The 23,518-nt window shown below is 68.5% G+C and carries 22 protein-coding genes and 1 tRNA gene; 16 read left to right on the top strand and 7 right to left on the bottom strand.

From position 1 onward, the window contains the following. Positions 1 to 25 precede the first annotated feature (25 nt). Positions 26 to 1,105 (bottom strand): ABC transporter ATP-binding protein, encoded by a 1,080-nt coding sequence (locus ACFQQC_RS14545; RefSeq protein WP_376863169.1) that lies wholly within the window; start codon positions 1,103 to 1,105, stop codon positions 26 to 28. A gap of 140 nt (positions 1,106 to 1,245) precedes the next feature. On the opposite strand from ACFQQC_RS14545, the gene ACFQQC_RS14540 reads away from it, so the two are divergent. After that, positions 1,246 to 1,812, top strand: coding sequence for a biliverdin-producing heme oxygenase (locus ACFQQC_RS14540; RefSeq protein WP_376863167.1), 567 nt, complete (start codon positions 1,246 to 1,248; stop codon positions 1,810 to 1,812). Positions 1,813 to 1,824: 12 nt separating this feature from the next. Continuing rightward, a complete protein-coding gene (locus ACFQQC_RS14535; protein ID WP_376863166.1) occupies positions 1,825 to 3,969 on the top strand; it encodes a histidine kinase dimerization/phosphoacceptor domain -containing protein in 2,145 nt (714 codons plus the stop codon). 2 nt (positions 3,970 to 3,971) lie between these two features. Here the strand turns inward: ACFQQC_RS14535 and ACFQQC_RS14530 are convergent, their stop codons facing one another. Then, the gene (locus ACFQQC_RS14530; protein ID WP_376863165.1) at positions 3,972 to 6,080 is read right to left on the bottom strand and encodes a DEAD/DEAH box helicase; all 2,109 of its coding nucleotides are present in this window, start codon (positions 6,078 to 6,080) and stop codon (positions 3,972 to 3,974) included. A 192-nt stretch (positions 6,081 to 6,272) separates the two neighbouring features. On the opposite strand from ACFQQC_RS14530, the gene ACFQQC_RS14525 reads away from it, so the two are divergent. After that, positions 6,273 to 7,949 (top strand): caspase family protein, encoded by a 1,677-nt coding sequence (locus tag ACFQQC_RS14525; protein WP_376863164.1) that lies wholly within the window; start codon positions 6,273 to 6,275, stop codon positions 7,947 to 7,949. Between the two features lie 15 nt (positions 7,950 to 7,964). Then, positions 7,965 to 8,477, top strand: a complete 513-nt coding sequence (locus ACFQQC_RS14520) for a hypothetical protein (protein ID WP_376863163.1) — start codon at positions 7,965 to 7,967, stop codon at positions 8,475 to 8,477. A 13-nt stretch (positions 8,478 to 8,490) separates the two neighbouring features. Here the strand turns inward: ACFQQC_RS14520 and ACFQQC_RS14515 are convergent. Continuing rightward, positions 8,491 to 8,565, bottom strand: a tRNA-Val gene (locus tag ACFQQC_RS14515). Positions 8,566 to 8,702: 137 nt separating this feature from the next. On the opposite strand from ACFQQC_RS14515, the gene ACFQQC_RS14510 reads away from it, so the two are divergent. Next, positions 8,703 to 9,938 carry a DUF418 domain-containing protein gene (locus tag ACFQQC_RS14510; RefSeq protein ID WP_376863162.1) on the top strand — a complete coding sequence of 412 codons (1,236 nt, stop codon included), beginning with the start codon at positions 8,703 to 8,705 and terminating at the stop codon, positions 9,936 to 9,938. Here ACFQQC_RS14510 and ACFQQC_RS14505 read toward each other — a convergent pair whose 3' ends face one another. Both ACFQQC_RS14505 and ACFQQC_RS14500 read right to left on the bottom strand, forming a co-directional pair. Then, complete coding sequence (locus ACFQQC_RS14505) at positions 9,939 to 11,228, bottom strand: dicarboxylate/amino acid:cation symporter (RefSeq protein ID WP_376863244.1); 1,290 nt, start codon at positions 11,226 to 11,228, stop codon at positions 9,939 to 9,941. A 92-nt stretch (positions 11,229 to 11,320) separates the two neighbouring features. Beyond that, positions 11,321 to 12,073 carry an SDR family oxidoreductase gene (locus tag ACFQQC_RS14500; protein ID WP_376863161.1) on the bottom strand — a complete coding sequence of 251 codons (753 nt, stop codon included), beginning with the start codon at positions 12,071 to 12,073 and terminating at the stop codon, positions 11,321 to 11,323. A gap of 105 nt (positions 12,074 to 12,178) precedes the next feature. Here ACFQQC_RS14500 and ACFQQC_RS14495 point away from each other — a divergent pair, with 105 nt between their 5' ends. Then, entirely contained in the window at positions 12,179 to 12,586 is a 408-nt protein-coding gene (locus ACFQQC_RS14495; RefSeq protein ID WP_376863160.1) for a winged helix-turn-helix transcriptional regulator, read from the top strand. Here ACFQQC_RS14495 and ACFQQC_RS14490 read toward each other — a convergent pair. Continuing rightward, complete coding sequence (locus ACFQQC_RS14490; protein ID WP_376863159.1) at positions 12,553 to 13,266, bottom strand: HAD-IA family hydrolase; 714 nt, start codon at positions 13,264 to 13,266, stop codon at positions 12,553 to 12,555. The genes ACFQQC_RS14495 and ACFQQC_RS14490 overlap by 34 nt on opposite strands. A gap of 70 nt (positions 13,267 to 13,336) precedes the next feature. Between ACFQQC_RS14490 and glmU the strand changes: the two genes are divergently transcribed. The 7 genes from glmU to ACFQQC_RS14455 all read left to right on the top strand — a co-directional run bounded on the left by glmU (position 13,337) and on the right by ACFQQC_RS14455 (position 20,437). Continuing rightward, positions 13,337 to 14,686 carry a bifunctional UDP-N-acetylglucosamine diphosphorylase/glucosamine-1-phosphate N-acetyltransferase GlmU gene (glmU, locus tag ACFQQC_RS14485; protein WP_376863157.1) on the top strand — a complete coding sequence of 450 codons (1,350 nt, stop codon included), beginning with the start codon at positions 13,337 to 13,339 and terminating at the stop codon, positions 14,684 to 14,686. Beyond that, positions 14,686 to 15,189, top strand: coding sequence for a hypothetical protein (locus ACFQQC_RS14480; RefSeq protein ID WP_376863156.1), 504 nt, complete (start codon positions 14,686 to 14,688; stop codon positions 15,187 to 15,189). Before glmU ends, ACFQQC_RS14480 begins: the two co-directional genes overlap by 1 nt. A gap of 111 nt (positions 15,190 to 15,300) precedes the next feature. Next, positions 15,301 to 15,984 (top strand): ribose-5-phosphate isomerase RpiA, encoded by a 684-nt coding sequence (gene rpiA / locus ACFQQC_RS14475; protein WP_376863155.1) that lies wholly within the window; start codon positions 15,301 to 15,303, stop codon positions 15,982 to 15,984. Positions 15,985 to 16,018: 34 nt separating this feature from the next. Beyond that, entirely contained in the window at positions 16,019 to 17,416 is a 1,398-nt protein-coding gene (gor, locus tag ACFQQC_RS14470; protein WP_376863154.1) for a glutathione-disulfide reductase, read from the top strand. A 57-nt stretch (positions 17,417 to 17,473) separates the two neighbouring features. Beyond that, positions 17,474 to 18,847: a class II 3-deoxy-7-phosphoheptulonate synthase gene (locus tag ACFQQC_RS14465; protein ID WP_376863153.1), complete on the top strand. Its 1,374-nt coding sequence runs from the start codon at positions 17,474 to 17,476 to the stop codon at positions 18,845 to 18,847. A 4-nt stretch (positions 18,848 to 18,851) separates the two neighbouring features. Then, positions 18,852 to 19,433, top strand: a complete 582-nt coding sequence (locus tag ACFQQC_RS14460) for a prephenate dehydratase domain-containing protein (RefSeq protein ID WP_376863152.1) — start codon at positions 18,852 to 18,854, stop codon at positions 19,431 to 19,433. A 269-nt stretch (positions 19,434 to 19,702) separates the two neighbouring features. Then, complete coding sequence (locus ACFQQC_RS14455) at positions 19,703 to 20,437, top strand: chorismate mutase (protein WP_376863151.1); 735 nt, start codon at positions 19,703 to 19,705, stop codon at positions 20,435 to 20,437. Between the two features lie 84 nt (positions 20,438 to 20,521). Here the strand turns inward: ACFQQC_RS14455 and panC are convergent, their stop codons facing one another. After that, on the bottom strand, positions 20,522 to 21,376 hold the full coding sequence (gene panC / locus ACFQQC_RS14450; RefSeq protein WP_376863150.1) for a pantoate--beta-alanine ligase: 855 nt from the start codon (positions 21,374 to 21,376) through the stop codon (positions 20,522 to 20,524). Positions 21,377 to 21,451: 75 nt separating this feature from the next. Between panC and ACFQQC_RS14445 the strand changes: the two genes are divergently transcribed. The 3 genes from ACFQQC_RS14445 to ACFQQC_RS14435 all read left to right on the top strand — a co-directional run bounded on the left by ACFQQC_RS14445 (position 21,452) and on the right by ACFQQC_RS14435 (position 23,514). Continuing rightward, positions 21,452 to 22,147 carry a hypothetical protein gene (locus tag ACFQQC_RS14445; RefSeq protein WP_376863149.1) on the top strand — a complete coding sequence of 232 codons (696 nt, stop codon included), beginning with the start codon at positions 21,452 to 21,454 and terminating at the stop codon, positions 22,145 to 22,147. A gap of 111 nt (positions 22,148 to 22,258) precedes the next feature. After that, the gene (locus ACFQQC_RS14440; protein WP_376863148.1) at positions 22,259 to 23,098 is read left to right on the top strand and encodes a division plane positioning ATPase MipZ; all 840 of its coding nucleotides are present in this window, start codon (positions 22,259 to 22,261) and stop codon (positions 23,096 to 23,098) included. After that, on the top strand, positions 23,095 to 23,514 hold the full coding sequence (locus ACFQQC_RS14435; RefSeq protein ID WP_376863146.1) for a molecular chaperone DnaJ: 420 nt from the start codon (positions 23,095 to 23,097) through the stop codon (positions 23,512 to 23,514). Before ACFQQC_RS14440 ends, ACFQQC_RS14435 begins: the two co-directional genes overlap by 4 nt. Positions 23,515 to 23,518: the final 4 nt, after the last annotated feature.

The raw sequence follows: 23,518 nt of genomic DNA, 5'->3' as shown, positions 1-23,518 counted from the left end.
TTGTGCGACGCAACAAGCGTTCCGCTCAGAGACGATCGAAAGCGGCGCCGCCAGCGTCGAACAGATGCGCCAGTTCCGCCGGAACGGTCAGGGTGAGGTTCTCGCCCGTCTTCGGCCGCACATCGCCGGGCAACTGCAGCGTCAGCGCAGTGTCGCCATAGGCGGCATAGGCGAAGGTGGCGTGTCCCAGGGTTTCGGCGAAGGTCACGGCGGCCTTGATGCCGGTCTTGCCGTCGGTCGCCAGATGCTCGGGCCGGATGCCGACCGTGACCGCATCACCCACCTTCGCCGCCGAGGCGTCGACCGCGATCTTCAGGGTGTCGCCCTGCGCCGTCTTCACCGTGGCGCCCTTGGCGGTCGCGGTGACGATCTCCGCCGGGATCAGGTTCATCTTCGGGCTGCCGATGAACTCGGCCACGAACAGGTTGCGGGGACGCTCGTACAGTTCCATCGGCGCGCCGACCTGCTCGATGATCCCGCTGTTCAGCACCACGATCCGGTCCGCCAGCGTCATCGCCTCGACCTGATCGTGGGTGACATAGATCATCGTCGTCTTCAGCCGCTCGTGGAGGCTGGCGAACTCGTAACGCATCCGCACGCGCAGGGCGGCGTCGAGGTTGGACAGGGGCTCGTCGAACAGGAAGACCTCGGGCTCGCGCACGATGGCCCGGCCGATGGCGACCCGCTGGCGCTGGCCGCCGGACAGAGCCTTGGGCTTGCGTTCCAGATAGTCGGTGATGTTCAGCGTCTCAGCGGCGGCCCGCACCCGGCGGTCGATCTCGGCCTTGTCCGCCTTGGCAAGTTTCAGCCCGAAGGCCATGTTTTCATACACGCTCATGTGCGGGTAGAGCGCGTAGGACTGGAAGACCATGGCGATGCCGCGGTCCGACGGGGACAGGTCGTTGACCGTGCGGCCGCCGATCTCGATCTGGCCGCCGGAGGCGTCTTCAAGCCCGGCGATGGTGCGCAGCAGGGTGGACTTGCCGCAGCCGGACGGGCCGACGAAGACGACGAACTCGCCGTCCGCAATCTCGAGATCGATCCCCTTCAGCACCTCGGTCGTCCCGAACCGCTTGGTCACGCCGGTCAGCCGGACGTCCGCCATGTTTCCTGCCCATTACAACTGGTCGGCTGGCGGCGTTGATCGCCGTCTGAGCCGTTCGAGCGACAGCGTAAACGGTTACACGCCCGGATCAATGGCCGCATTCAAGGTGACTCTGTCGCAGAGTCTGTTACGGAGAATGAATGTCAGTCTCGCCCGTTCTGCAGTCCCTCCGCACCGCTACCGCCGACATCCACACCGCCATCGAGACCCAGGCCGACGTCGAGCGGCGTCTGCGCGATCTGGACGAACGGCCCGCGATGGTCGCCCGGTTTCATGTCCTGCACAGCGCCGTCGAGGCCGCCATCGCCCCCTGGCGGGCGTCGTTCGAGGCGGATGGCTATGAGCCTGACCGCCGTTCGCCGCTGATCCTCACGGGACTGGAGGCGCTCGGCGTCCCGACGCCGGCCGACGAAGCGGTTGTCGCCCTCCCGACATATGGGCAGGCCATTGGTTGGGTCTATGTGGCCGAGGGCTCCATGCTGGGCGGCCGGGTCATGCAGAAGGCCATGGTTCGCGACGGCATCCCCCTGACCGGCCTCGATTTTCTGGATCCCTGGGGGGATGGAACCGGATCGCGTTGGCGGGCATTCATGCACGCGATGGACTCTGCGTGCGCATCGGGGCGGGCGGTTGAGGAGGACGTCGTGAAGGGGGGAATCGACGCGTTCGATCTGGCCTTCAGACTGCTGGTTCCACCTGCCCGGTAAAGTTTCGAGTGCATGACCGACACCGTGGCGCTGGCTGACCGACTGGATCTCAACGCCTGCGATCGCGAGCCGATTCATGTGCCGGAAGCCATCCAGCCGCACGGCCTTCTGCTGGTCATTGAAACCGCCGGGCTGACGGTTCGTCAGGAGGCGGGACGCCTCGCGCGCGTCACCGGCGAGGACAGCTGGCTGGGGCGGTCCGTCGAGGGCTTGCTGGGCAGCCGGATCACCGAGCGGCTGCGGGCCTCCGGTCTGGGCGACGACGGCTTCGTCGGGCGCTGGCGCGGCGCCGACGGTCTGGACTACGACGTCATCGCCCGCCCGCATGACGGCCTGCTGATCGTCGAGATCGAGCAGAGCTCGCAATCCGCCCAGCCGGGCATCGAACTGATCAGCCGCCTTGATGTCGCGGGCGCCGCCCTGGAGCGCGCGCCCAGCGTCCGGGCGGTCTGCGACCGCGCCGCCGAGGCCTTCCGCACCCTGACCGGCTTCGACCGGATCATGATCTACCGCTTCCTCGAGGACGAGGCGGGGCAGGTGGTGGCCGAGGCCCGTTCGCCGGAGGTCGAATCCTTCCAGAACCACCACTTCCCGGCCACCGACATCCCGCGGCAGGCGCGGGCCCTGTACCTGCGCAATCCGGTCCGGGTGATCCCCGATTCCCACTATCAGCCGGAAGCCCTGCGCCCGGCGGCGGAGCGACCGCTGGACATGAGCGACTGCGGCCTGCGCAGCGTCTCGCCGGTCCATCTCCAGTATCTGCGCAACATGGGCGTACGCGCCTCGGCCTCGGTCTCGATCATCATTGACGGCGATCTCTGGGGGCTGGTGGCCTGCCACAGCGCCCGGCCGCAGCTCCTGCCGTTCGAACTGCGCATGGCGGCGACGACACTGGCGCGCAATCTGGCCCGTCAGATCAAGGCCAAGGGGGACGCTGAACTCTATCGCGAGCGCATTCGGTTGCGTCAGCTCGAGGATGAGCTGATGGGGCGTCTGTCGGCGGACCGTCCGCTGGAGGAGGCGCTGGCCGACAACGGTCGGGATCTGGCGGATCTGGTCGACGCCGACGGCGTGGCCATTGTCGGGCCCGGTGGGCAGTACCGCTTCGGCGTCACCCCGCCGGAAGCCGCCATCCGCGATCTGGCCCAATGGGTCGCCGACCAGCCCGGGCTGCGTCCCGTCTCGACCCACGTCCTGTCCCAGCGCCGTCCGGAGGCTTCCGCCTTCACGACCGAGGGCAGCGGCCTTCTGGGCGTCCACCTGCAGGGGGACCGACCCCTGACCGTCCTGTGGTTCCGGGCCGAGATCGTCGAGACCGTGCGCTGGGCCGGTGATCCCTCCACGGCCCGCAAGACGGGCGACAAGGCCGTCCTGACGCCGCGCAACTCGTTCGAGGCCTGGTCCGAGACGGTGCGAGGGCGGTCGCGCCGGTGGACCCCGGCCCAGGTCGAATCGGCCGGCCGGATGCGCGACGCCCTGATCGACTTCGCCTCGGTCAGCCAGCTTCGCAGCCTGAACCGCTCGCTGCAGGCGTCGCTGAGCGAGCGCGACCTGCGGCTGGAGCAGCAGGAATTCCTGATCCGCGAGGTCAACCACCGGGTCCAGAACAGCCTGACGCTGGTGTCGTCCTTCCTCGGCCTCCAGGCCCGTCAGGCCGATCCGGCCTCGCAGGCGCAGCTGCTGGAGGCGCGTCGTCGCGTGCGGGCCGTGTCGATGGTGCACAGCCGCCTGTACCGCGCGGAGGCCGGCTCAACCGTTGATCTGGAACGCTACTTCGTCGAGCTGATCGATGACCTGGGCGCCTCGGTCGGCCCGGACTGGAACGCCGAGCTCCAGCACGATCTGGCGCCGGTCCGTGTCGAGGCGGGCAGGGCGGTCACCCTCGGCCTGATCCTGACCGAACTGATCATCAACGCCCAGAAATACGCCTATGACGGCCAGCCGGGGCCGATCCGCATCCGCCTGCAGGAAGACGGGCGCAACCTGCGTCTCGCCGTCGAGGACGCCGGCAAGGGCGGGCACAAGGTCGGGCAGGGCTTCGGCTCGATGATGATCGAAAGCCTCGTCACCCAGCTGGGCGGGCAACTCGACTACCGCGACGGCGACCCGGGCCTTCATGCGCTGCTGAAGGCCCCGATCGGCATCGAGGAGGTCTGAGGTCAGCCGCGCGGCTTGCCCTTGAACGGGGGCTTGCCGCCGGGCTTCTTGAAGCCGGGCTTGGGCTTGCCGGTCCACGGACGATCACCGCCGGTCGCGGCGCCCGCGCCGTCGGTGCGCGGCTGCCAGGGCTTCTTCGGACCCTTCTTGTCGACCCACGGCTTCTTGCCCTCTGGGGTCGGGTCGTCCTTGGTGCGCTTGACCCATTTCTTGCCCGCGCCGCCGTCAGCCGCCGGGGCGGCGTCGTGGTCGGTGCGCGGCGCCCACGGCTTCTTCGGCGCGTCGCCCTCGGCGCGGTCCTCGCGGGCTTTCCAGGGCTTCTTCGGCGCATCGCCGTCCTGACGCGGCTCGCGCGACTGCCAGGGCTTCTTCGAGCCTTCGCCGTCGAAGCGCGGCTTGCGGAAGGGCTTGTCGCCCCGATCCACACCACGATCCCCACCGCGCTCGCCCTGCGGCTTGTCCCACTTGCGCAGGCTGCGTTCGCCGGCGGCCGGAGCCACGGCGTCCTGGATGGTCACGCCCTCGTCGTTCGACTGGGCCATGGCCGCGCGGAATTTGGCCTCGGCGTCGGCGGTGATCTCGAATTTGGTCTCGCGGTCGAAGATCTTGATCGAGCCGACGTCGCGCTTGGTGACGTGGCCCAGACGGCAGATCAGCGGCAGCAGCCACTTCGGATCGGCGTTCTTCTCGCGGCCGATGTTGACGCGGAACCAGGTCATGTCGCCGCCGCGGGCGAAGTCGACCAGCGGGCCGTCCTTCTGGCCGCGCTCGTTGCGGCCGGTTTCCTGGGCGCGCTTCATGCGCTCGTCGTCCTGCACGTCCTCGGGGGGCGGCAGCTTCTCGCGGTACAGCCGGATCAGGGCGGCGGCGACGTGCTCGGGCGAGGTCCGCTCCAGCAGCTCCTTGCCCATGGCGATCGATTCCTCGTCGGCCTCGGCCATCAGGATCGGATCGGTCAGCATCCGCTCGTGATCCTTGGCGCGGATCTCGTCGGCGGACGGGGCGCCCGACCACTCGGCCTTGATGGAGGCCGAGTTCAGCATCATCTCGACCTTGCGACGGCGCGTGTGGCTGACCATCAGCACCGAGACGCCCTTCTTGCCCGCGCGGCCGGTGCGGCCCGAACGGTGCAGCAGGGTGGCCTTGTTGACCGGAATCTCGGCGTGGATGACCAGCCCCAGATCGGGCAGGTCCAGACCGCGCGCGGCGACGTCGGTGGCCACGCAGACGCGGGCGTGACCGTCGCGCAGGGCCTGCAGGGCCTCCGACCGGAGCGACTGGGTCAGTTCACCCGACAGGCCGACGACAGAGAAGCCGCGCTCGCGCAAGGACGCGGTCAGGTGCTTAACCCGCTCCCGCGTATTGGCGAACACCAGGGCGCCCGGGCTCTCGAAATAGCGCAGGACGTTGACGACGCCGTGCTCGATTTCGTGCGGGGCGATGCGGATCGCCTTGTATTCGATGTCGCCGTGCGAGGCGTTCTTGACCACGGTGTCGATGCGGAAGGCGTCGCGCTGGTAGGTCTTGGCCAGTTCGGCGATGTCGCGCGCGATAGTCGCCGAGAACAGCAGGGTGCGGCGCTCCGCCGGGGCCTGATCCAGGATGAAGGTCAGATCTTCCTGGAAGCCCATGTCCAGCATCTCGTCCGCCTCATCGAGGACGACGACCTTCAGTTCGGACAGGTCCAGCGCGTCGCGCTCGATGTGATCCTTCAGGCGACCCGGGGTGCCGACGACGATGGCCGCTCCGCGGTCCAGTACCCGGCGCTCGGCGCGCGGGTCCATGCCGCCCACGCAGGTGGCGATGCGGGCGCCGGTGTTGGCGTACAGCCACTCCAGTTCCTTGGACACCTGCAGCGCCAGTTCGCGGGTCGGGGCGATGATCAGGGCGACCGGCGCGGCGTTGTCGGCGAACCGCTCGGCGTCGCCCAGCAGGGTCGGGGCCATGGCCAGGCCGAAGGCGACGGTCTTGCCCGAGCCGGTCTGGGCCGAAACCAGCAGGTCGCGGCCGGATTCGGCCTCCAGCACGGCGGCCTGGACGGCGGTGGGCTCGGCATAGCCGCGTTCGGAAAGCGCGCGGTCGAGCGCGGGATGGCTGGCGGGGAAGGGCATGGGCAGGGTCCGTAGGGCGCCAACGCGGCGCGCGCCAGCCTTATCCGGCGAGCGAAGGGCGGGGCATGTGCTCCGCAATCAAGGCGGAAGCGCGGCCCTGAGAGCGATGATCGGTCGATTTCTGACGGAAGTTCAGTCCGGCGCTGACAATCCGGACGGGCGAGGGCAAGCTGGACGCAACAAGGGGATCAGATGCTTCGCACCATTTTCGCCGCCACCACGGCCCTGACTGTTCTTGCCGCACCGGCCCATTCGCAGGATCGTCCGCGCGACACGCCTCCGGCCGGATCACCGGCGGGGCGTCCCGCCAGCGGCCCCGCCTCGACGCCGCCGGCCTCGACCTCGCCCTCGACCGGCCCCGTCGGGCCACGCGCCCATGCATCCCCGGAGTCGATCCGGTTGGGCCAGACGATCAACGGCAGCCTGCGGGAGGGCGACGCCACCCTGAACAGTGGCGAGTTCGTCGACAGCTGGACCTTCAGCGGGCGCCGGGGGCAGCGGCTGGACATCCGCCTCAGCTCCACGGCCTTCGATCCCTATGTGATGATCACCGGCCCGGGCGGCTTCTCCGAGTTCAATGATGACGACGCCACGGTCCAGGCCTCGGTCAACAGCCGCCTGCTGGTCACCCTGCCTTCCGACGGCGACTACATCATCGCCGCCACCAGCTATGAGCCGGGCGAGCGGGGCGACTATCGCCTGTCGGTCGAGGACGGAACCGGCGTCGCCCAGGCGCAGCCGCGGGTCCATGATTCCGAACGCGCGGCGCCGGGCGGCGCCATCCAGATCGGACAGACGATTTCGGGCTCGCTGTCCTCCGGCGACGAGACCCTGCAGAGCGGCGAGTATTTCGACCGCTACACCTTCTCCGGCCGTCGCGGCGAGCGGGTCGAGGTCGAGCTGACCTCCTCGGCCTTCGACGCCTACACCATCGTCCGTTCGCCCTCGGGAGAGCAGTTCGACAACGACGACGGCGAGGACGGCACCGACAGCCGCCAGCAACTGATCCTGCCGGAAGACGGCGAGTATGAGGTTCAGGTGACGTCCTACCAGCCGGGCGAGACCGGCTCCTATCGCTTCACCGTCGAGCCCGGCCGCGAGTCGGTGCGGCAGGCGGCGGCGCCGGGCGGGCGGCGGATCTTCGCCGTCATGGTCGGGGTTTCGGACTATGGCGGGGCGAGCAGCAACCTCGACTTTACCGACGAGGACGCCGTCAAGCTGGCCGAGGCGCTGGAGCAGGGCGGATCGCTGAACGAGGCCAGCGTGGTCCTGACCAATGCGCAGGCCACCGTCGAGGGGGTGCGCTCGGCCTTCGCCCGCGTCGCCGCCGAGGCGGGGCCGGACGACATGTTCCTGTTCTTCTTCTCGGGCCACGGCAACCAGACCGAGGTCGCTGCCAGCGGGATCGAGCCGGATGGGAAGAGCGAGACCCTGGTCCTGCGCGACGGCGAGATCAGCGATGTCGAGATGGGCGAGATGTTCAGTCGCCTGAACACCCGCCTGTCCCTGCTGGTCATCGACGCCTGCTACTCGGGCGGCTTCGCGCGCAATGTGGTGGACCGCCCGGGCGTCATGGGCCTGTTCAGCTCCGAAGAGGATCTGACCAGCGCCGTGGCCAGCAAATTCCGGGCGGGCGGCTACCTGTCCCACTTCCTGCGCGAGGGCATGGTCGGGGCCGCCGACATGGACGGCGACCGGCTGGTCACGGCCGGTGAGCTGTCCACCTACCTTCGTCGTCAGTTCCGCACCGAGGTCGAGGACGTCGAATCGGAAACCCAGGACGGCCAGAGGAATTACCAGAACCTGGTGATCGACCGTGGCGGGGTCCAGGTGGACGACGTGATCGTGCGTCTGCCGACCGCGCCGTAGCAAAGGAGTGAGCTCATGAAGGCATTGACCGGCATTCTCTGCGGCATTCTCGTCATCGCAGGCGGGAGCGTCGCGAGCGCCCGGCCGACCGGCGACGAACGCGCCCTCGTCGGTGTGACCTGGTCCGGAGGCGAGCCGGAGGAGGTCGCGGGCTACGAGTCCTATGGCGGCTCCTACGTCGGGGATCCGCTCGCGGTCAGCCTGTTCCGCTCCACCAGCAATCCGCGCGACTGGATCGTGGTGTCCAAGCGCGAGGTGGGCCGCGACGGCCAGCACGCGCTTTGGAGAGGGCTGGATACGATTCGCCTGAACGCGGCGTCGGAAGAGACGTTCGCCGCCTTTGAATGCCGCCGGGGCGCCGCGACCGGCGAGTTCTCGGCTGAGGCCGGCCTGATCGGCTTCGTCGGACGCACCGAGGCGGCCCCGGGCCTGCTGAGGGCCGAGCAGGCGGTGCAGGTCGGCGCCGATGGCCAGTTGTCGCGCGTCAGCGGTCCCGTCATCTGTGCTGACGAGGCTGCGGGCATCTGATCTGAAGGGGAAATGGTGGATGTGACAGGGATTGAACCTGTGACCCCCTCGGTGTGAACGAGGTGCTCTCCCGCTGAGCTACACATCCATCTTTCGGGCCCCGAAGCGGTGCGCCGACCGGGGAGGCGGGGGACATAGCCCGGTCATTCCCGGGAGGCAAGGCCCAAAGCCATCGACAGCGCCCCATATGGCAGGCAATGTCCCCGCCGAACGAGGGTTTCCGAAATGACGACCGGGACCGGGGTGGCGGGGCAGGTTCAGATGACGCCTGTCAGCGAGAGGCTGGTGGTGATCGATACCCTCAGGGCCATCGCCCTGTTCGGGGTGATCGTGATGAACCTCACCGCCATGGTGATGCTGTTCAAGGCCGGGGCGGTGCTGGAGGCGGCCCAGCCCATCGACCTCGGTCTGGGGCTGTTTGACCTGACCTTCCTGCAGGGCAAGGCCCGTTCGGCCTTCGCCTTCCTCTTCGGGGTCGGATTCGGCATCCTGATGCAGCGGGCGCAGGCGAGGGGCGCCGGCTTCGCCAGCTTCTATCTGCGTCGCGCCCTGATCCTGCTGGCCATCGGCCTGTTCAACCTGGCCTTCCTGTTCTGGGGCGACATCCTGATCGTCTACGCCCTTCTGGGCATGGTGCTGATGCTGTTCCGCAATGTCGGGCAGAGGCCGCTGCTGGGCCTCGGCCTGGGGCTGATCCTCCTGCCGCCGGTCATGGCGGGCGGGATCGAGGCCGCGACCGGCGCGCCGCTGGCCAATCTGGCGGGGTATGCGCCGGGGGGCGTGGACGCCGCCTTCGCCGCCCAGCTGCCCGCCTATGTCTCCGGCGACTATCTGGCCTTCGTCGTCGCCAACCTGCGCTACTACCTGCTGCACAACGCCGGGGAGACCGCCTATGTCGTGGTCTATGACCTCGGGGTGCTGGGCCTGTTCATGCTCGGGCTGTGGGCGGCCAGACGAGGGCTGTTCGAGGACATCGAGCGCCATCGTCCGCTGCTGCGCCGGATCGTCTGGATCGCCCTGCCGCTGGGGCTGGCGCTCAGCGCCGTTCACGCCACGCGGCGTCTGGGCATACCGCTGGACGGCGCCGCCTATGGTCTGGTCACCGCCGCCTATATGGGCCTGCCGATCATGGCCTTCGGCTATCTGGCCATCCTGACGCTCTGGATCAGCCGGGGCGGGCGCTGGCTGACGACCCTGTTCGCGCCGATGGGGCGGATGGCGCTGACCGGCTATCTGGGCTCCAACGCCATCGGCGCCTTCGTCTGGTACGGCTGGGGTCTGGGCCGGATCGAGGATCCGGCCTGGCTGGGCATGGCCAAGATGAACCTGTTCGCGGTCGCGGTCTTCGCGGCGCTCTGCGTGTTCAGCGCCGTCTGGCTGAGGCTGTTCCGCTTCGGCCCGGCCGAGTGGCTGTGGCGCAGCCTCACCTACGGACGCCTGCAGCCCCTGCTCAGGCGTTGATCAGATCCCGGCGGCCTTCACCGTCTCCGGCGATTCCGCGTCCGGATCGCCCGGCAGCCAGGCGACACGGCCGTCGTAGATATCCTCGTTGAGGATCTTCTCCTCCCTGGCGACCAGCACCGGGACCAGCATCTGCCCGGTGACGTTCGTCGCCGTCCGCATCATGTCGATGATCCGGTCGATGGCGACGATATAGCCGATCCCCTCCAGCGGCAGGCCGGCGGTGGCCAGGGTCAAGGTCAGCATGACGATGGAGGTGCCGGGCACCCCGGCGGTGCCCAGCGAGCCTAGCACGGCGGTCAGGCCGATCAGGATGTACTGGGTCAGGCTGAGGTCGATCTGGAAATACTGGGCGATGAAGATGGCCGCGATGGCCGGATAGATGGCGCCGCAGCCGTCCATCTTGACGCTGGCGCCCAGGGGCACCGCGAAGGCGGCATAGGCTTGCGGCACGCCCAGGCGCTCGACCGTCTGGCGCAGGGTGATCGGCAGGGTGCCGAGCGAGGAGGAGGTGGCGAAGGCCGTCTGCTGGGCCGCGAAGGCGCCGCGGAAGAAGCTGGTCACCTTCAGGCCGTGCAGCTTCAGCAGTCCGGAATAGACCACCAGAATGTGGAACAGGCAGGCGGCGTAGATGGCGAAGATGAACTTGCCCAGCGGCAGCAGCGCCTCCCAGCCATAACCCCCGACCACCGAGGCGATCAGGCCGAACACGCCGATGGGGGTCAGCTGGATCACCCAGCGGGTGATGCGGAAGACGACGGCGGCGCCCTCGTCCACCAGTCGCCGCACCCCCTGCGCCCGGTCGCCCAGCGCCACCAGCGCCGCGCCGACCAGGGCGGAGAAGAAGATGATCTGAAGGATCTTGCCTTCGCTCAGGGCGGCGAAAGGATTGGTCGGCACCACGCCGATCAGCACCTCCAGCGGCGTCGGGATCTCCCGTTCGCGCACCACGCCCAGCGGCAGGTCGCTCAGGCCGACGCCGGGGTTGATCAGGTGACCGACAGCGAACCCGACCAGCACGGCCAGCAGGGAGGTGATGGCGAACCAGACGATGGTCCTGACCGCCAGCCTCACCGCGCCGACCCCTTCACCCAGCTTGGCGATGGAGCTGGCGATGGTGAACAGCACCAGCGGCGCCACCACCATGCGGATCAGGTTCAGATAGACGTCGCCGATCGGCCCCAGCCAGGTCTCCGCATTCTCCCGCAGGATCAGGCCGGCGAGGATGCCGAGCGCGAAGCCCGCGGCGGTGCGTTGCCAGAGCGGGATGGCGAAGAAGCGACGGAGCATGACGGCGGCCTTGGGGAGGGCAGGGCCGATCAAGATGTGCCTCGTTGCGCCGAACCGCAACCGTTTCGGCTGCGATCCGGCCCGTCTGGAGGTCAGTGCGTGCCGTCGTTCAGGATCGAATAGACCTTTGCGTAGTCGCCCCGCGCCTCCGCGCCGCGCAGGAATTTGACCCGCTCAACGAGGATTTCATCGGCGTTCCCGGCCTCGAACAGCGACAGGCTTTCGGCGGTGAAATCGGCCAGCGGCATGGAGTTCGGGTTCTCTGCATGGCCCGGCATGAGGTCGGTGGCCACGGCGGGCGGGGCCCATTCCAGCACCTCGACCGAGGTGTCCTTCAGTTGGGTCCGCAGCGACTGGCTCCACGAATGGATGGCCGCTTTGGTCGCCGAATAGGTCGGGGTGGCGGTCAAGGGTACGAAGGCCAGGCCCGACGAAACCGTGACCACGGTCGCCTTCGGTTTCGTCTTCAGATGCGGGAGGAGAGCGGCGGTCAGCCGGATTGGTCCCAGCAGGTTGATGGCGATGGTCTGCTCGACGACCGACAGGTCAATGGCGTCAACGGTCAGGTCTTCGGCCTGCATGATCCCGGCGTTGTTGATGACGACGTTCAGGTCCGGATGAGCGGCGATGACGCGGGCGGCGAAGGCGGTCACGTCAGCGGCGTCGGCGACGTCCAGCGTTTCGACGGCCATGCCGGGGTTGGCGGCGGCGACGGCCTCCAGCGCGTCGCGACGGCGACCGGCGATGATGACCCTGGCGCCGCGCGCATGCAGGGCCTCGGCCATGGCCTTGCCGATGCCCGAGCCGCCGCCGGTGATCAGGATGGTGTCGTTGCGGGTGTCCATGGGAATGCTCCGTGGGTTGGAAATCCGATGGGCGATCATCTATACCTGACACTCTCCATCAGAAAGTAGGCACCTAAACGTGCTGTACTTACCGAAAGGAAAGTCATGGCCGCGCCTGCCGTTCACGCCTATCCGCACCCGAACCATCCGCCCCTGTCGCCCGAGGTCGAGGCGCTGGTGATCGAGGTCATCGGGCGCGTTGCCGACAAATGGACAATGATCGTGCTGGAGGTTCTGATCGAACACGGCGAGCAGCGCTTCAGCCGGATCGCCGAACTCAGCAACGGCATCAGCCAGAAGATGCTGACCCAGACCCTGCGTCAGATGGAGCGCGACGGTCTGGTCATCCGCACCGTCCATCCGGTCATTCCGCCGCGCGTCGAATACCGGCTGACCGACATGGGTTTCGCCCTGTCGGAGGCCTTCTGCGGCGTCTGGCTGTGGGCCGAAAAGAACTTCGACCGCATCGGCAAGGCCCGTCAGGCGTTCGACGCTGCCAAGGCGGCGGGCTGAGCGGCGAACCCCGCCACCAGACCCTCGACTTCGCTGAACCGGTCGATCAGCACCGTGCCGCCCAGTTCGGCGGGCGGGGTCGGACTGTAGCCGAAGGTGCAGACGATGCAGGGCAGGCCCGCGTCGCGCGCCGCGCCCGTGTCCGGCGCCGCGTCCCCGACCATGACCGCCCGCGCCGGATCGCCGCCGACCATCCGCACCGCCTCGATCAGATGGGCGCCCGACGGCTTGCGGGCGCTGACCTTGTCCGGCCCGACGATGGCCGCGAAATGTCGGGTCAGGTCCAGCCTTTCCAGAAGAATTTCAGACAGGTCCGTCCGCTTGTTGGTGGCCACGCACAGGATCGCCCCGCGCGCCGCCAGCCGCTCCAGCGTCTCCACCACGCCGGGGAAGGGGCTCGAATGATCGGCGATGTGCGCGACGTAGTCGGTCAGGAATTCCTCGAACAGGGCCGGGGCGTGGGCCTCTTCCCAGCTGGCGCCCGCGCGCTCGAACCCGTGCTGCAGCAGGGCCCGCGCCCCGCCGCCGATCAGTTCGGCCGCGCTCTCCATCGGCGCCTCGGGCAGGCCGTGCCTGACCAGCATCCGGTTCAGCGTCCCGACCAGATCCTGATGGGTTTCGACCAGCGTCCCATCCAGGTCAAAGACGACGGTCCAGCCGTCCAGGTCGCGCGTCGTCATCAGCCCGTGTCTCCCGTCGTCGATTGCGATGGTCTAGAACCGGAGGCCTGACTATCGACCGGACCGATTCATGACCACCCACGCCGAATCCCGCGCCGCCATCATCCTTGCCGCCGGGCAGGGAACGCGCATGAAATCGCCGCTGCCCAAGGTGCTGCACCCGGTCGGCGGCCGCGCCATGCTGGACCACGCCATCGACGCCGCCGAGGCTCTGGGCTGCGAGCGGATCGTGGTCGTCGTCGGCTCTCATTCTCCGGAAGTGCGCGCCCATGTGGTCAAGCGGCTGGGGGAGGACGCCATCGCCGTGCAGGATCCGCCCGCCGGCACCGGCCACGCCGTCCGCGCCGCTGAGGCTGTGCTGGGCGACTTCAAGGGCCAGGTGGTCATTACCTACGGCGACGTCCCCCTGCTGCGCGCCTCGGACATCGAGCCAGTCTTCGGAGAGAGCGAGGGCGTGCGCGTGATCGGCTTCGAGGCCCGTGATCCCGGCGCCTACGGTCGTCTGGTCATGGACGGCGAAACCCTGACCGCCATCACCGAGGCCAAGGAGGCGTCGGCCGAGGTTCTGGCCATCACCACCTGTAACTCGGGCGTCATGGCCGCGCCGGTCGGCCTGCTGTTCGAACTGCTGGCCGAGGTGAAGAACGACAACGCCAAGGGCGAATACTATCTGACCGACGTGGTCGAACTGGCGCGCAAGCGCGGCGCCCCGACCCGCGCCGTCATGGCGGCGGAGGACTCGGTCATGGGCGTCAACGCCCAGGGCGAACTGGCCGTCGCCGAGGCCCTGTTCCAGAAGGTCCAGCGCGAGACCTTCATGGCCGCCGGCGTCACCATGCCCGCGCCCGAGACCGTCCATTTCAGCTGGGACACCGAGGTCGGCGGCGGCGCGACCATCGAGCCCTATGTCGTCTTCGGCCCCGGCGCGAAGATCGCGGGCGGCGCCCGCATCCGCAGCTTCAGCCACATCGAGGGCGCGGCCGTGGCCGGCGGCGCCGAGGTCGGCCCCTATGCCCGCCTGCGTCCGGGCGCGAAGCTGGCCGAGGGCGTGAAGATCGGCAACTTCGTCGAGGTGAAGAACGTCTCGATGGCCAAGGGCGCCAAGGCCAACCACCTGGCCTATCTCGGCGACGGCGAGGTCGGGGCGAAAGCCAACATCGGCGCCGGGACCATCTTCTGTAACTACGACGGCTTCTTCAAACACCGCACCGTGGTGGGCGAGGGGGCCTTTGTCGGCTCGAACAGCGCGCTGGTCGCCCCGGTCACCATCGGCGCGGGCGCCATGGTCGGCTCCGGCTCGGTGATCACGGCTGATGTCGCGCCGGGCGACCTCGCCCTGGCCCGCGCGCCGCAGACTGCGCGAACCGGCTGGGCGACGAAGTTCATGGACATGATGCGGGCGAAGAAGGCGCGGGGCTGATGGCCCTCCGGAAACTGCTCTTCGGCGGTGTCCTGTTGGTCGTAGTCGCCGGCTTGGCAGGCCTTGCTGTCGTCGTGGTGCGGGACGGCGCGGTATCAGAAGGGCTTGCTGATCCTCACAACGCCCTGCCTCTCGCGTTCGAACCACCCGTCCAGCCGGATGAGGTCGGGCCGGTGCGCGTTCGGTTCAACTGCCCAGAGAGACCCGGGCAGGGGGCGGTTACGGTCAAGGTGCTTTACGCCGGGCATCCGAACGAGGCTGGACGGCCCTATGCGAACGAGACCTTCGAAATCCTGCTGGACCCCGTCCATGCGACGGGCCGCCAAGGCGAGGTGATTGTCGTTCCGGCCAAGGCCATGGATCGACGCGTTCGAGATCTGGTCGACAAACCATTCGGGGCCGACGTGCATGTGACGGGTCAGAACGACCTTTCCGGACACCGCTACGTTCTCCCGGAGGAGGATGTGTCCGGTGTCATCGAGGTCAGTTGCCGGACGTCCTGATTCAGGTGTCGCCGTTCATAAGGTCGCGCCCCGCGCTTCCCCGTGGGTCGATCCCCCGATAAAGGCCCGTCTGCAAGCCGCGAATCCCTCCCACCCGCAAGCGAGCCGTCCATGTCCGATCTCCAGAAGAAGAACGCCGGCGAAGCCGCCGCCCTCCGGGTCGAGCCCGGCATGGTCGTGGGCCTTGGTACCGGCTCGACAGCGGCGTGGTTCGTCAAGGCGCTGGCGGCGCGAAAGCTGGAGGGGCTGCGCTGCGTCCCGACCTCGGAAGCCACCGCTGAACTGGCCCGCGAACTGGGCCTCACGCTTTCGACGCTGGAGGACACCCCGCGCATCGACCTGACCGTCGACGGCGCCGACGAGGTCGGTCCCGGTCTGGCCCTGATCAAGGGCGGTGGCGCGGCCCTGCTGCGCGAGAAGCTGGTGTGGGAGGCCTCGGCCCGCTGCATCTGCATCGCCGACAAGGCCAAGGTGGTGCCGGTGCTGGGCCAGTTCCCGCTGCCGATCGAGGTCGTCGCCTTCGGTCACAAGACCACGGGTAACCGTATCGCCGACGTCCTGATCGACCACGAGATCGACATGCCCGCCCGCGTCCGCATGGCCGAGCGCGGTCTGGTCCGCACCGACGGCGGCAATCTGATCTATGACGCCAAATGCGGCGCCATCCACGACCCGGTCCGCCTCGCCGACGATCTGAAGCTGATCACCGGCGTGGTCGAGCACGGCCTGTTCCTCGACCTCGCCGACGAAGCCATCATCGGCACGGACGACGGGGTTGAGGTGCTGCTGCCCTGACCCCAGATAGCCGGTTCAACCAAGCGAGACTGATATGGCCGACTATGACTACGATCTCTTCGTCATCGGCGCCGGTTCGGGCGGGGTGCGGGCGGCGCGGCTGACCTCGCTGGGCGGCAAGCGGGTCGCGATCGCGGAGGAGTACCGGGTCGGCGGCACCTGCGTGATCCAGGGCTGCGTGCCGAAGAAATTCATGGTCATGGCCTCGGAGGTCAGCCACAGCCTGCACATCGCCGAGGGCTACGGCTGGTCGTTCGACAATGCGAAATTCGACTGGCCGACCTTCCTTGAGGCCAAGGATGTCGAGATCGCCCGCCTGTCGGGAATCTACGCCGCCAACCTGGGCAAGGCGGGGGTCGATCTGGTCCATGGCCGCGCCGTGTTCAAGGACGCCCACACCGTTCAGATCCTGAAGAAGGACGGTAGCGTTGATCGCGAGATCACCGCCGACAAGATCCTGATCGCCACGGGCGGCCGTCCCTGGGTTCCGGAGGCCCTGCCGGGCATCGAGCACGCCATCACCTCGGAAGAGGCCTTCCACCTGCCGGAACTGCCCAGGCGCATCCTGATCGCTGGCGGCGGCTATATCGCGGTGGAGTTCGCGGGCATCTTCGCCGGTCTGGGCGTCGAGACGACCCTGATCTATCGCGGCCCCAACATCCTGCGCGGCTTCGACGACGACGTCCGCGCCCATCTGGCCGGCGAGATCGAGAAGCGCGGCATCAAGGTCATCCTGGGCTGTCAGCATGAGGCCATCGAGAAGACCGACACCGGTCTGGTGAACCGCCTCGAGAACGGCATGGTCATCGAGACCGACGTGGTCATGTTCGCCACCGGCCGCATTCCCTATGTGAAGGGTCTGAACGTCGAGAAGGCGGGCGTCGAACTGACGGAGCAGGGGGCGGTCAAGGTTGACGGCTTCTCGAAGACCAGCGCCGACAACATCTGGGCCATCGGCGATGTCACCGACCGGATGAACCTCACCCCCGTCGCCATCCGCGAGGCGGTCGCCTTCCACCAGACCGTCTTCAAGGACAATCCGCAGGCCTTCGACTACGAGGCGGTGGCCACCGCCGTGTTCAGCCAGCCGCCCGTCGGCGTCGTCGGTCTGACCGAGAGCGAGGCGCGTCACTCCTGCCCGGGGGAGGTCGATGTCTACATCACCCGGTTCCGTCCGATGAAATACGCCTTCACCGGCTCGGACGAGCGGGTGCTGATGAAGCTGGTTGTCGACGCCACCAGCCAGAAGGTCGTCGGCGTCCACATCGTCGGGCCCGAGGCGCCCGAGATGATCCAGCTCGCCGCCATCGCCGTGAAGGGTGGCCTGACCAAGGCCCAGTGGGACGCCACCTGCGCGGTCCACCCGACCATGGCCGAGGAGTTGGTGACCCTGCGCGAGAAGCAGTCGCCGGGCAATATGTCGGCGGGCTGAGCAGAACGCGGCAAAGCGTTCATTGTCCCGCCCGATTCATCGGCCTATCTTGGCGGCATGAATACGCGCTGGACCCCCGAGAGCTGGAGACAGAAACCCGTCGTGCAGATGCCGACGGACTATCCCGACATGGCCGAGCTGCTGCGTGTCGAGGATGAACTGCGGGCCATGCCCCCGCTCGTCTTCGCGGGCGAGGCGCGGCGGCTGACGTCCAAGCTGGCCGAGGTGGAGGCGGGCAACGCCTTCCTGCTTCAGGGCGGCGACTGCGCCGAGAGCTTCAAGGAGTTCTCGACCGACAACATCCGCGACACCTTCCGCCTGATCCTGCAGATGGCCGTGGTCCTGACCTTCGCGGGCCGCAAGCCCGTGGTGAAGGTCGGCCGCATCGCCGGCCAGTTCGCCAAGCCCCGCTCGTCCGGCGTGGAGATGATCGACGGCGTCGAGCTGCCCAGCTACCGCGGCGACATCATCAACGGCATGGCGTTCACGGCGGAGGAGCGGGTTCCCGATCCGCAGCGCCTGATCAAGGCCTACAACCAGTCGGCCTCGACGCTGAATCTCCTGCGCGCCTTCGCCGGCGGCGGCTATGCCGACCTGTACAACATCCACCGCTGGACCATGGGCTTTGCGGCCGACAGCGCGGCCGGCGCCCAGTACCGCGAACTGGCCGACAAGATCACCGAGGCCCTGGCCTTCATGGAGGCTGTCGGCGTCACGCCCGAGACCCATCCGGACCTGAGCCGGGTCGAGGTCTTCACCTCGCATGAGGCCCTGCTGCTGAACGTCGAGAGCGCCCTGACCCGTCTGGACGGCGCTTCGGGCGAGTGGTTCGACACCTCGGCGCACATGCTGTGGATCGGCGAGCGCACCCGCCAGCTGGACGGCGCCCACGTCGAGTTCATGCGCGGCGTGAAGAACCCCATCGGGGTGAAGTGCGGGCCGACCATGACGCCGGACGACCTGCTGCCGCTGATCGACGCCCTGAATCCGGACAACACCCCGGGGCGCCTGACCCTGATCGGCCGCTTCGGCTCGGACAAGGTCGGCGACCGTCTACCGGCGCTGATGAGCGCGGTGAAGGCGGCGGGCAAGCGCGTCATCTGGTCGATCGACCCGATGCACGGCAACACGCTGAAGGCCGGCAACGGCTACAAGACCCGCCCGTTCGAGCGGATCATGACCGAGGTGCGGACCTTCATCGACGTGGCCGAGGCCGAGGGCGTCCACCCCGGTGGCGTGCATCTGGAGATGACCGGCCAGAACGTGACGGAATGCCTTGGCGGGGCGCAGGCCCTGACCGAGGACGACCTGTCCAGCCGCTACCACACCCACTGCGACCCGCGCCTCAACGCTGATCAGGCGCTGGAGCTGGCCTTCCTCGTCGCCGAGCGGCTGAAGTCCGGCCGTCAGTCGCGGTCCGAGGCGGCCTGATCCGATGCAGAGCGTCGGGCGCCCGGACGGAGACAGGCCCGGCGGTCGCTGCGGTTACCAGGGCGCGCCCGGCGCCTTCAGTCACGAGGCCTGCCTCGACCTGCGTCCGTGGGACGAGGCGACGGCCTATGAGACCTTCGCCGAGGTGATCGACGCCCTCAAGGCCGGCGACATCGGCGCCGCCCTGATCCCGGTCGAGAACTCGACCATCGGCCGGGTCGAGCCCGCCGCGACCCTGATCGAGCAGTCCGGCCTGACCGTGGTCTCCGAGGTCTGGCGCCCGATCCGTCTGGCCCTGATGGCGCCGCACGGGGCCAGCCTCCGCACGGTGAAGACGGCCGAAAGCCACCCGATCGCCTTGCGCCAGTGCCCGAACTCGCTGGCTGCGCTGGGTGTGACCGCCGTCGAGGCGTTCGACACCGCCGGCGCCGCCCGCGCTGTGGCGGAGGCGGGGGACATAACCCGCGCCGCCGTCGCTCCGGCTCGCGCGGCTGAGGTCTATGACCTGTCTATTCTCCGCAACGACATTCAGGATTCCGGCGACAACCGCACGCGTTTCGTCCTCCTGAGCGCCGGAATCGCTTGACCGCGCACGATTGTTGCGGCTTTTGAGGCTCATGGTCCGTTCGCAAGCCATCGCTGCGACTTCTTTCGCCCGCTTCACCGCGGCCGCGGACCTGTATTTCTACGGCTTTCGATACGCCGGCTGAGGCGTCAGGCGCTGCGTCCTGACGGCCTCGCCGGCGACCGTCCCGTTAGGGGCGGCGGCTCGCAAAAGCTTCAAGTCGTATCGAAATCGAAAGTCCTCCTCCCGTGTCTCAATCCGCTACCCTGCAGCAGGTCTGGCCGCATTCCATGACCAATCCCGCTGAACTGTCCCCCGAACACATGGCCCTGGCCGCGCTGCGCCATGAGATCGACCTGCTCGATGACGAGCTGCTGGCGCTGTTCGAGCGCCGCCTCGCCATCGCCGCCCGCGTCGGTCAGGCCAAGGACGCCCCCGCCGGTCCGCACGTCAAGCTGCGCCCGGACCGTGAGAAGACGGTGCTGGACCGTCTGCTGGCCAAGGCCGCACCCGAAAACGCGGAGGCCGTCGAAAGCCTGTGGCGTCAGATCGTCGGCTGGGGTCTGGCCCGCCAGGGGCGGATGCAGGTGCAGGTCTGGGCGCCGACCGAGCCGACCCGCGCCTTCGACGGCGCCCGCCTGCGCTTCGGCGCCGCCGCCGACATGCGCGCCGTGCGCGATCCTCAGGCCGCGCTGAAGTGGGCCGCCGAGGGACATGGCGTCGCCGTCCTCGCCATCAACACCGAGGATGCCTGGTGGACCGGTCTGCGCCGCGAATGGACCGGCCTCAGCGTCTTCGACGGCTTCGGCGGCGGTGTCATCCCGACGGCGCTGGCGGTCGGCAAGATCGATCCCGCGGCCCTGCCGAACGGTCGTCGCGTGATCGTCGATGTCGGGGGCGATGCGGGCGATGGCGGCGGCGTTCGCCGTCAGGGCCTCGCGACCCACCACGGCTGGACCCTGTCCCTGACCGATGCGCCGCTCAGCGTCGGCGGCGCGGAAGGCTGCGTGGGGGCGCTGGGCTGAGAGAAAGGTTCCAGGCTAGAGGTTCTGGGTTCCAGGTTTCGCGGGCGGTCAAACCTGGAACCTGAAACCTGGAACCTCCCCCTTTCAGACGGCCATATTGTCGATCAGCCGCGTCCGTCCGATCTTCGCCGCCGCGAGGACGCGGGCAGGCGCATCCAGTTCGGTCTCGAACACCGACAGGTCGTCAGCCCGTCGGATCGCGACATAGTCCACGCTGTCGAAGCCGGCGGCCTTCAGCGCGGCCTCGGCCCATTGCTCGGCCTCGGCGACAGACCCGCCTCGCGCCCTGACCCCGGCCTCCGCCAGAACGCCGTTCAGCTTGCGGGCGATCTCCAGTTCGGCCTCGGACAGGTAGGCATTGCGGCTGGACAGGGCGAGGCCATGGCCGTCGCGGGCGGTGGGCAGACCGATGATCTCGACCGGCATGTCCAGATCGCGGACCATCCGGCGCACCACCATCAACTGCTGCCAGTCCTTCTCGCCGAAGACGGCCAGGTCCGGCTGCACCTGATGCAGCAGCTTGGACACCACCAGCGCCACCCCGCCGAACATCTGCGGCCGGAAGGCGCCTTCCAGCCCCTCGGCCGGGCCGCCGACGCTGATCGTGGTCGTCACGCCGCCCGGATACATCTCCGCCACCGCCGGGGCGTACATCAGGTCGCAGCCGGCGCCCGCCAGCAGCTCTGCGTCGCGTGCCTCCTGCCGGGGATAGGCGTCCAGATCCTCGGTCGGGGCGAACTGGGTCGGGTTGACGAAGACGCTGGCCACCACCTTGTCCGCCCGCCGTTTCGCCTCGCGGACCAGCGACAAGTGGCCGTCGTGCAACGCTCCCATGGTCGGAACGAACCCGACCGTGAACCCCTGACGCTTCCAGCCGCTTACGGTCTCGCGCAGGTCGGCGATGGTGCGGGCGGCGGGCAGGGGAAGGGCGTCTGGCATGGTGAACGTATTAACCTTGCGCGTTAGGCGTGTCTGTGAACCGTACGGCAAATGCTGCCGGGTAGGGTGTGGCTTATGACGCCGAGCCTCCTGATCCGTCCAGTGCTGGCCTTGTTCCTGACCGCGGGCGTCAGCGCCTGCGGTATGGTCGACAGCGATCCGAACCGTTTCGAGAACCTCGCCAACCGCATCGCCAGCGTGTCGCTGGACGGTTCCGCGCCCGCCACGGCCGAGACCGTGAGCCGCGCCGCGCCGCAGGAGCGCGCCGAGGCGAAGGGCCTTCGCCCGGCTCTGACCGTTGAAGTTCTTGAAGATGTCGAGCTTTGGGACGCCCGCTACGGCGCCATGGGCGATGTCGGGCCTGTGGTTGTTGACGCCGTCGCTGATGAAGCCCGCGCCCGCATTCAACAGGCGGTGGACCGGCCTCAACTGCGTGAAGCCGCGCCGCTGCGCGTGATGGAGGTCGAACGCCCCGCCGAGCCGGTGGCCCGACCCGTTGCGCGTCCCGCCGCTAACCGGACCCCGTCCGCTTCAGCCGGTCTGGTGCAACTGGGCGCCTTCTCCAATGAACAGTCGGCCCGCGCCGCCTGGACCCGGCTCAGGTCCGGCGCCGCCGGCTGGGCGCTGGACGGCCTGTCCCCGACCTTCGAGCCCGTGTCGGTCAACGGCCGTGATCTGGTGCGTCTGAAGGTCCGCGCGCCCGCCGCGGGCGCCGCGGCTGTCTGCGCCGCCGCCGGGATCGACGATCCCTGGTGTCGCCGCTCGGCCTGACCGCGCATCCACAGACCTGATGATCCCGTTCGTTGACGGTCGGTCCGGGTAGGCCAATTCTGCGTCCCCAAGGCCGCGCCTGAGTCGGCGGCTGTTTCAGGACTGAATTCCATGGCTGACCCCACGGTCATCGTCGTCGGCAACGAAAAGGGCGGGGCGGGCAAATCCACCCTGGCCATCCACATCGTCACCGGCCTGCTCCACGCCGGAAAGCGCGTGGCGATCATTGATCTGGACCTGCGCCAGCGCTCGATGAGCCGTTTCTTCACCAATCGCGGCGCCTGGGCGGCGGCCAACGGGCACATCCTGCCGATGCCGACCGAGCCCGACATGGGCGACGGCAAGGCCCTGGCCAAGGCCGAGACGGCCGAACAGCTGGCGCGGTTCGAGGCCGCCTTCACCGAGGCGCGCGCCAACGCTGACGTCATCCTGATCGACACCCCGGGGGGCGACACCGTCCTGTCCAACGCGGCGCACGGCCTGGCCGACCAGATCGTCACCCCGATGAACGACAGCTTCGTCGACTTCGACCTGCTGGGCACGGTCGATCCGGTCACCCTCGATCTGCTGAAGCCGTCCATCTATTCCGAGAGCGTCTGGGAGGCCCGCAAGCAGCGCGCCATCGCCCAAGGGCGTCACGCCCAAATCGACTGGATCGTGGTCACCAACCGCCTCGCCGTGGCCGAGGCCCGCAACCGCCGCCGTCTGGAAGAGCGGATGCAGAAGCTGGCCAAGCGCGTCGGCTTCCGGATGGGGCCGGGCCTGCGGGACCGGGTCATCTATCGCGAGCTCTTCCCCTTCGGTCTTACGGTGGCCGACCTGTCCAATGACGTGCGCCCCGTGGCCGTGTCGTTGGCCCATGTCGCCGCGCGTCAGGAACTGCGCAATCTGATGCAGGCGCTGGGCCTTGAGGGCGGGAAACTCGACAACCCGCTCGACGCCGCCGCTTGAGCCCGCTCTGGCTCGTTCTGGCGGCGATCGCCGTCTGGGCCCTGATCCGTCTCGGTCGTCAGGGTGAGCGGGCCGGGCGGGGCCACTGGCGCGTCACCGCCACCCTGTTCAGCGCCGTGATGATCGCTGGCGGCGTGCTGGCGCTCAGCAAGGGCTCATGGATGCTGGGCGGGGGTCTGGTCGCGGCCGGGCTCTGGCTGACCGTGGCCTCGCGCCAGCGCACCGTCGCCCCCCGCGCCGAGCGCATGACCGACAGCGAGGCCCGCTCGATCCTCGGCGTGTCCGCCGACGCCTCGAAAGCCGAGATCAACGCGGCCTGGAAGAAGGTCATGGCCCGGGCCCACCCTGACACCGGCGGCACCGAGGGGCTGGCCGCGCGGGTCAACGCCGCGCGGGATCAGCTGTTGGGACGGTAGGGCG

Source organism: Brevundimonas sp. GCM10030266, from assembly GCF_042666595.1.
GTDB lineage: Bacteria > Pseudomonadota > Alphaproteobacteria > Caulobacterales > Caulobacteraceae > Brevundimonas.
Note: the sequence above shows the minus strand (reverse complement) of the source record. Positions and strands in the feature narration are given on the sequence as shown.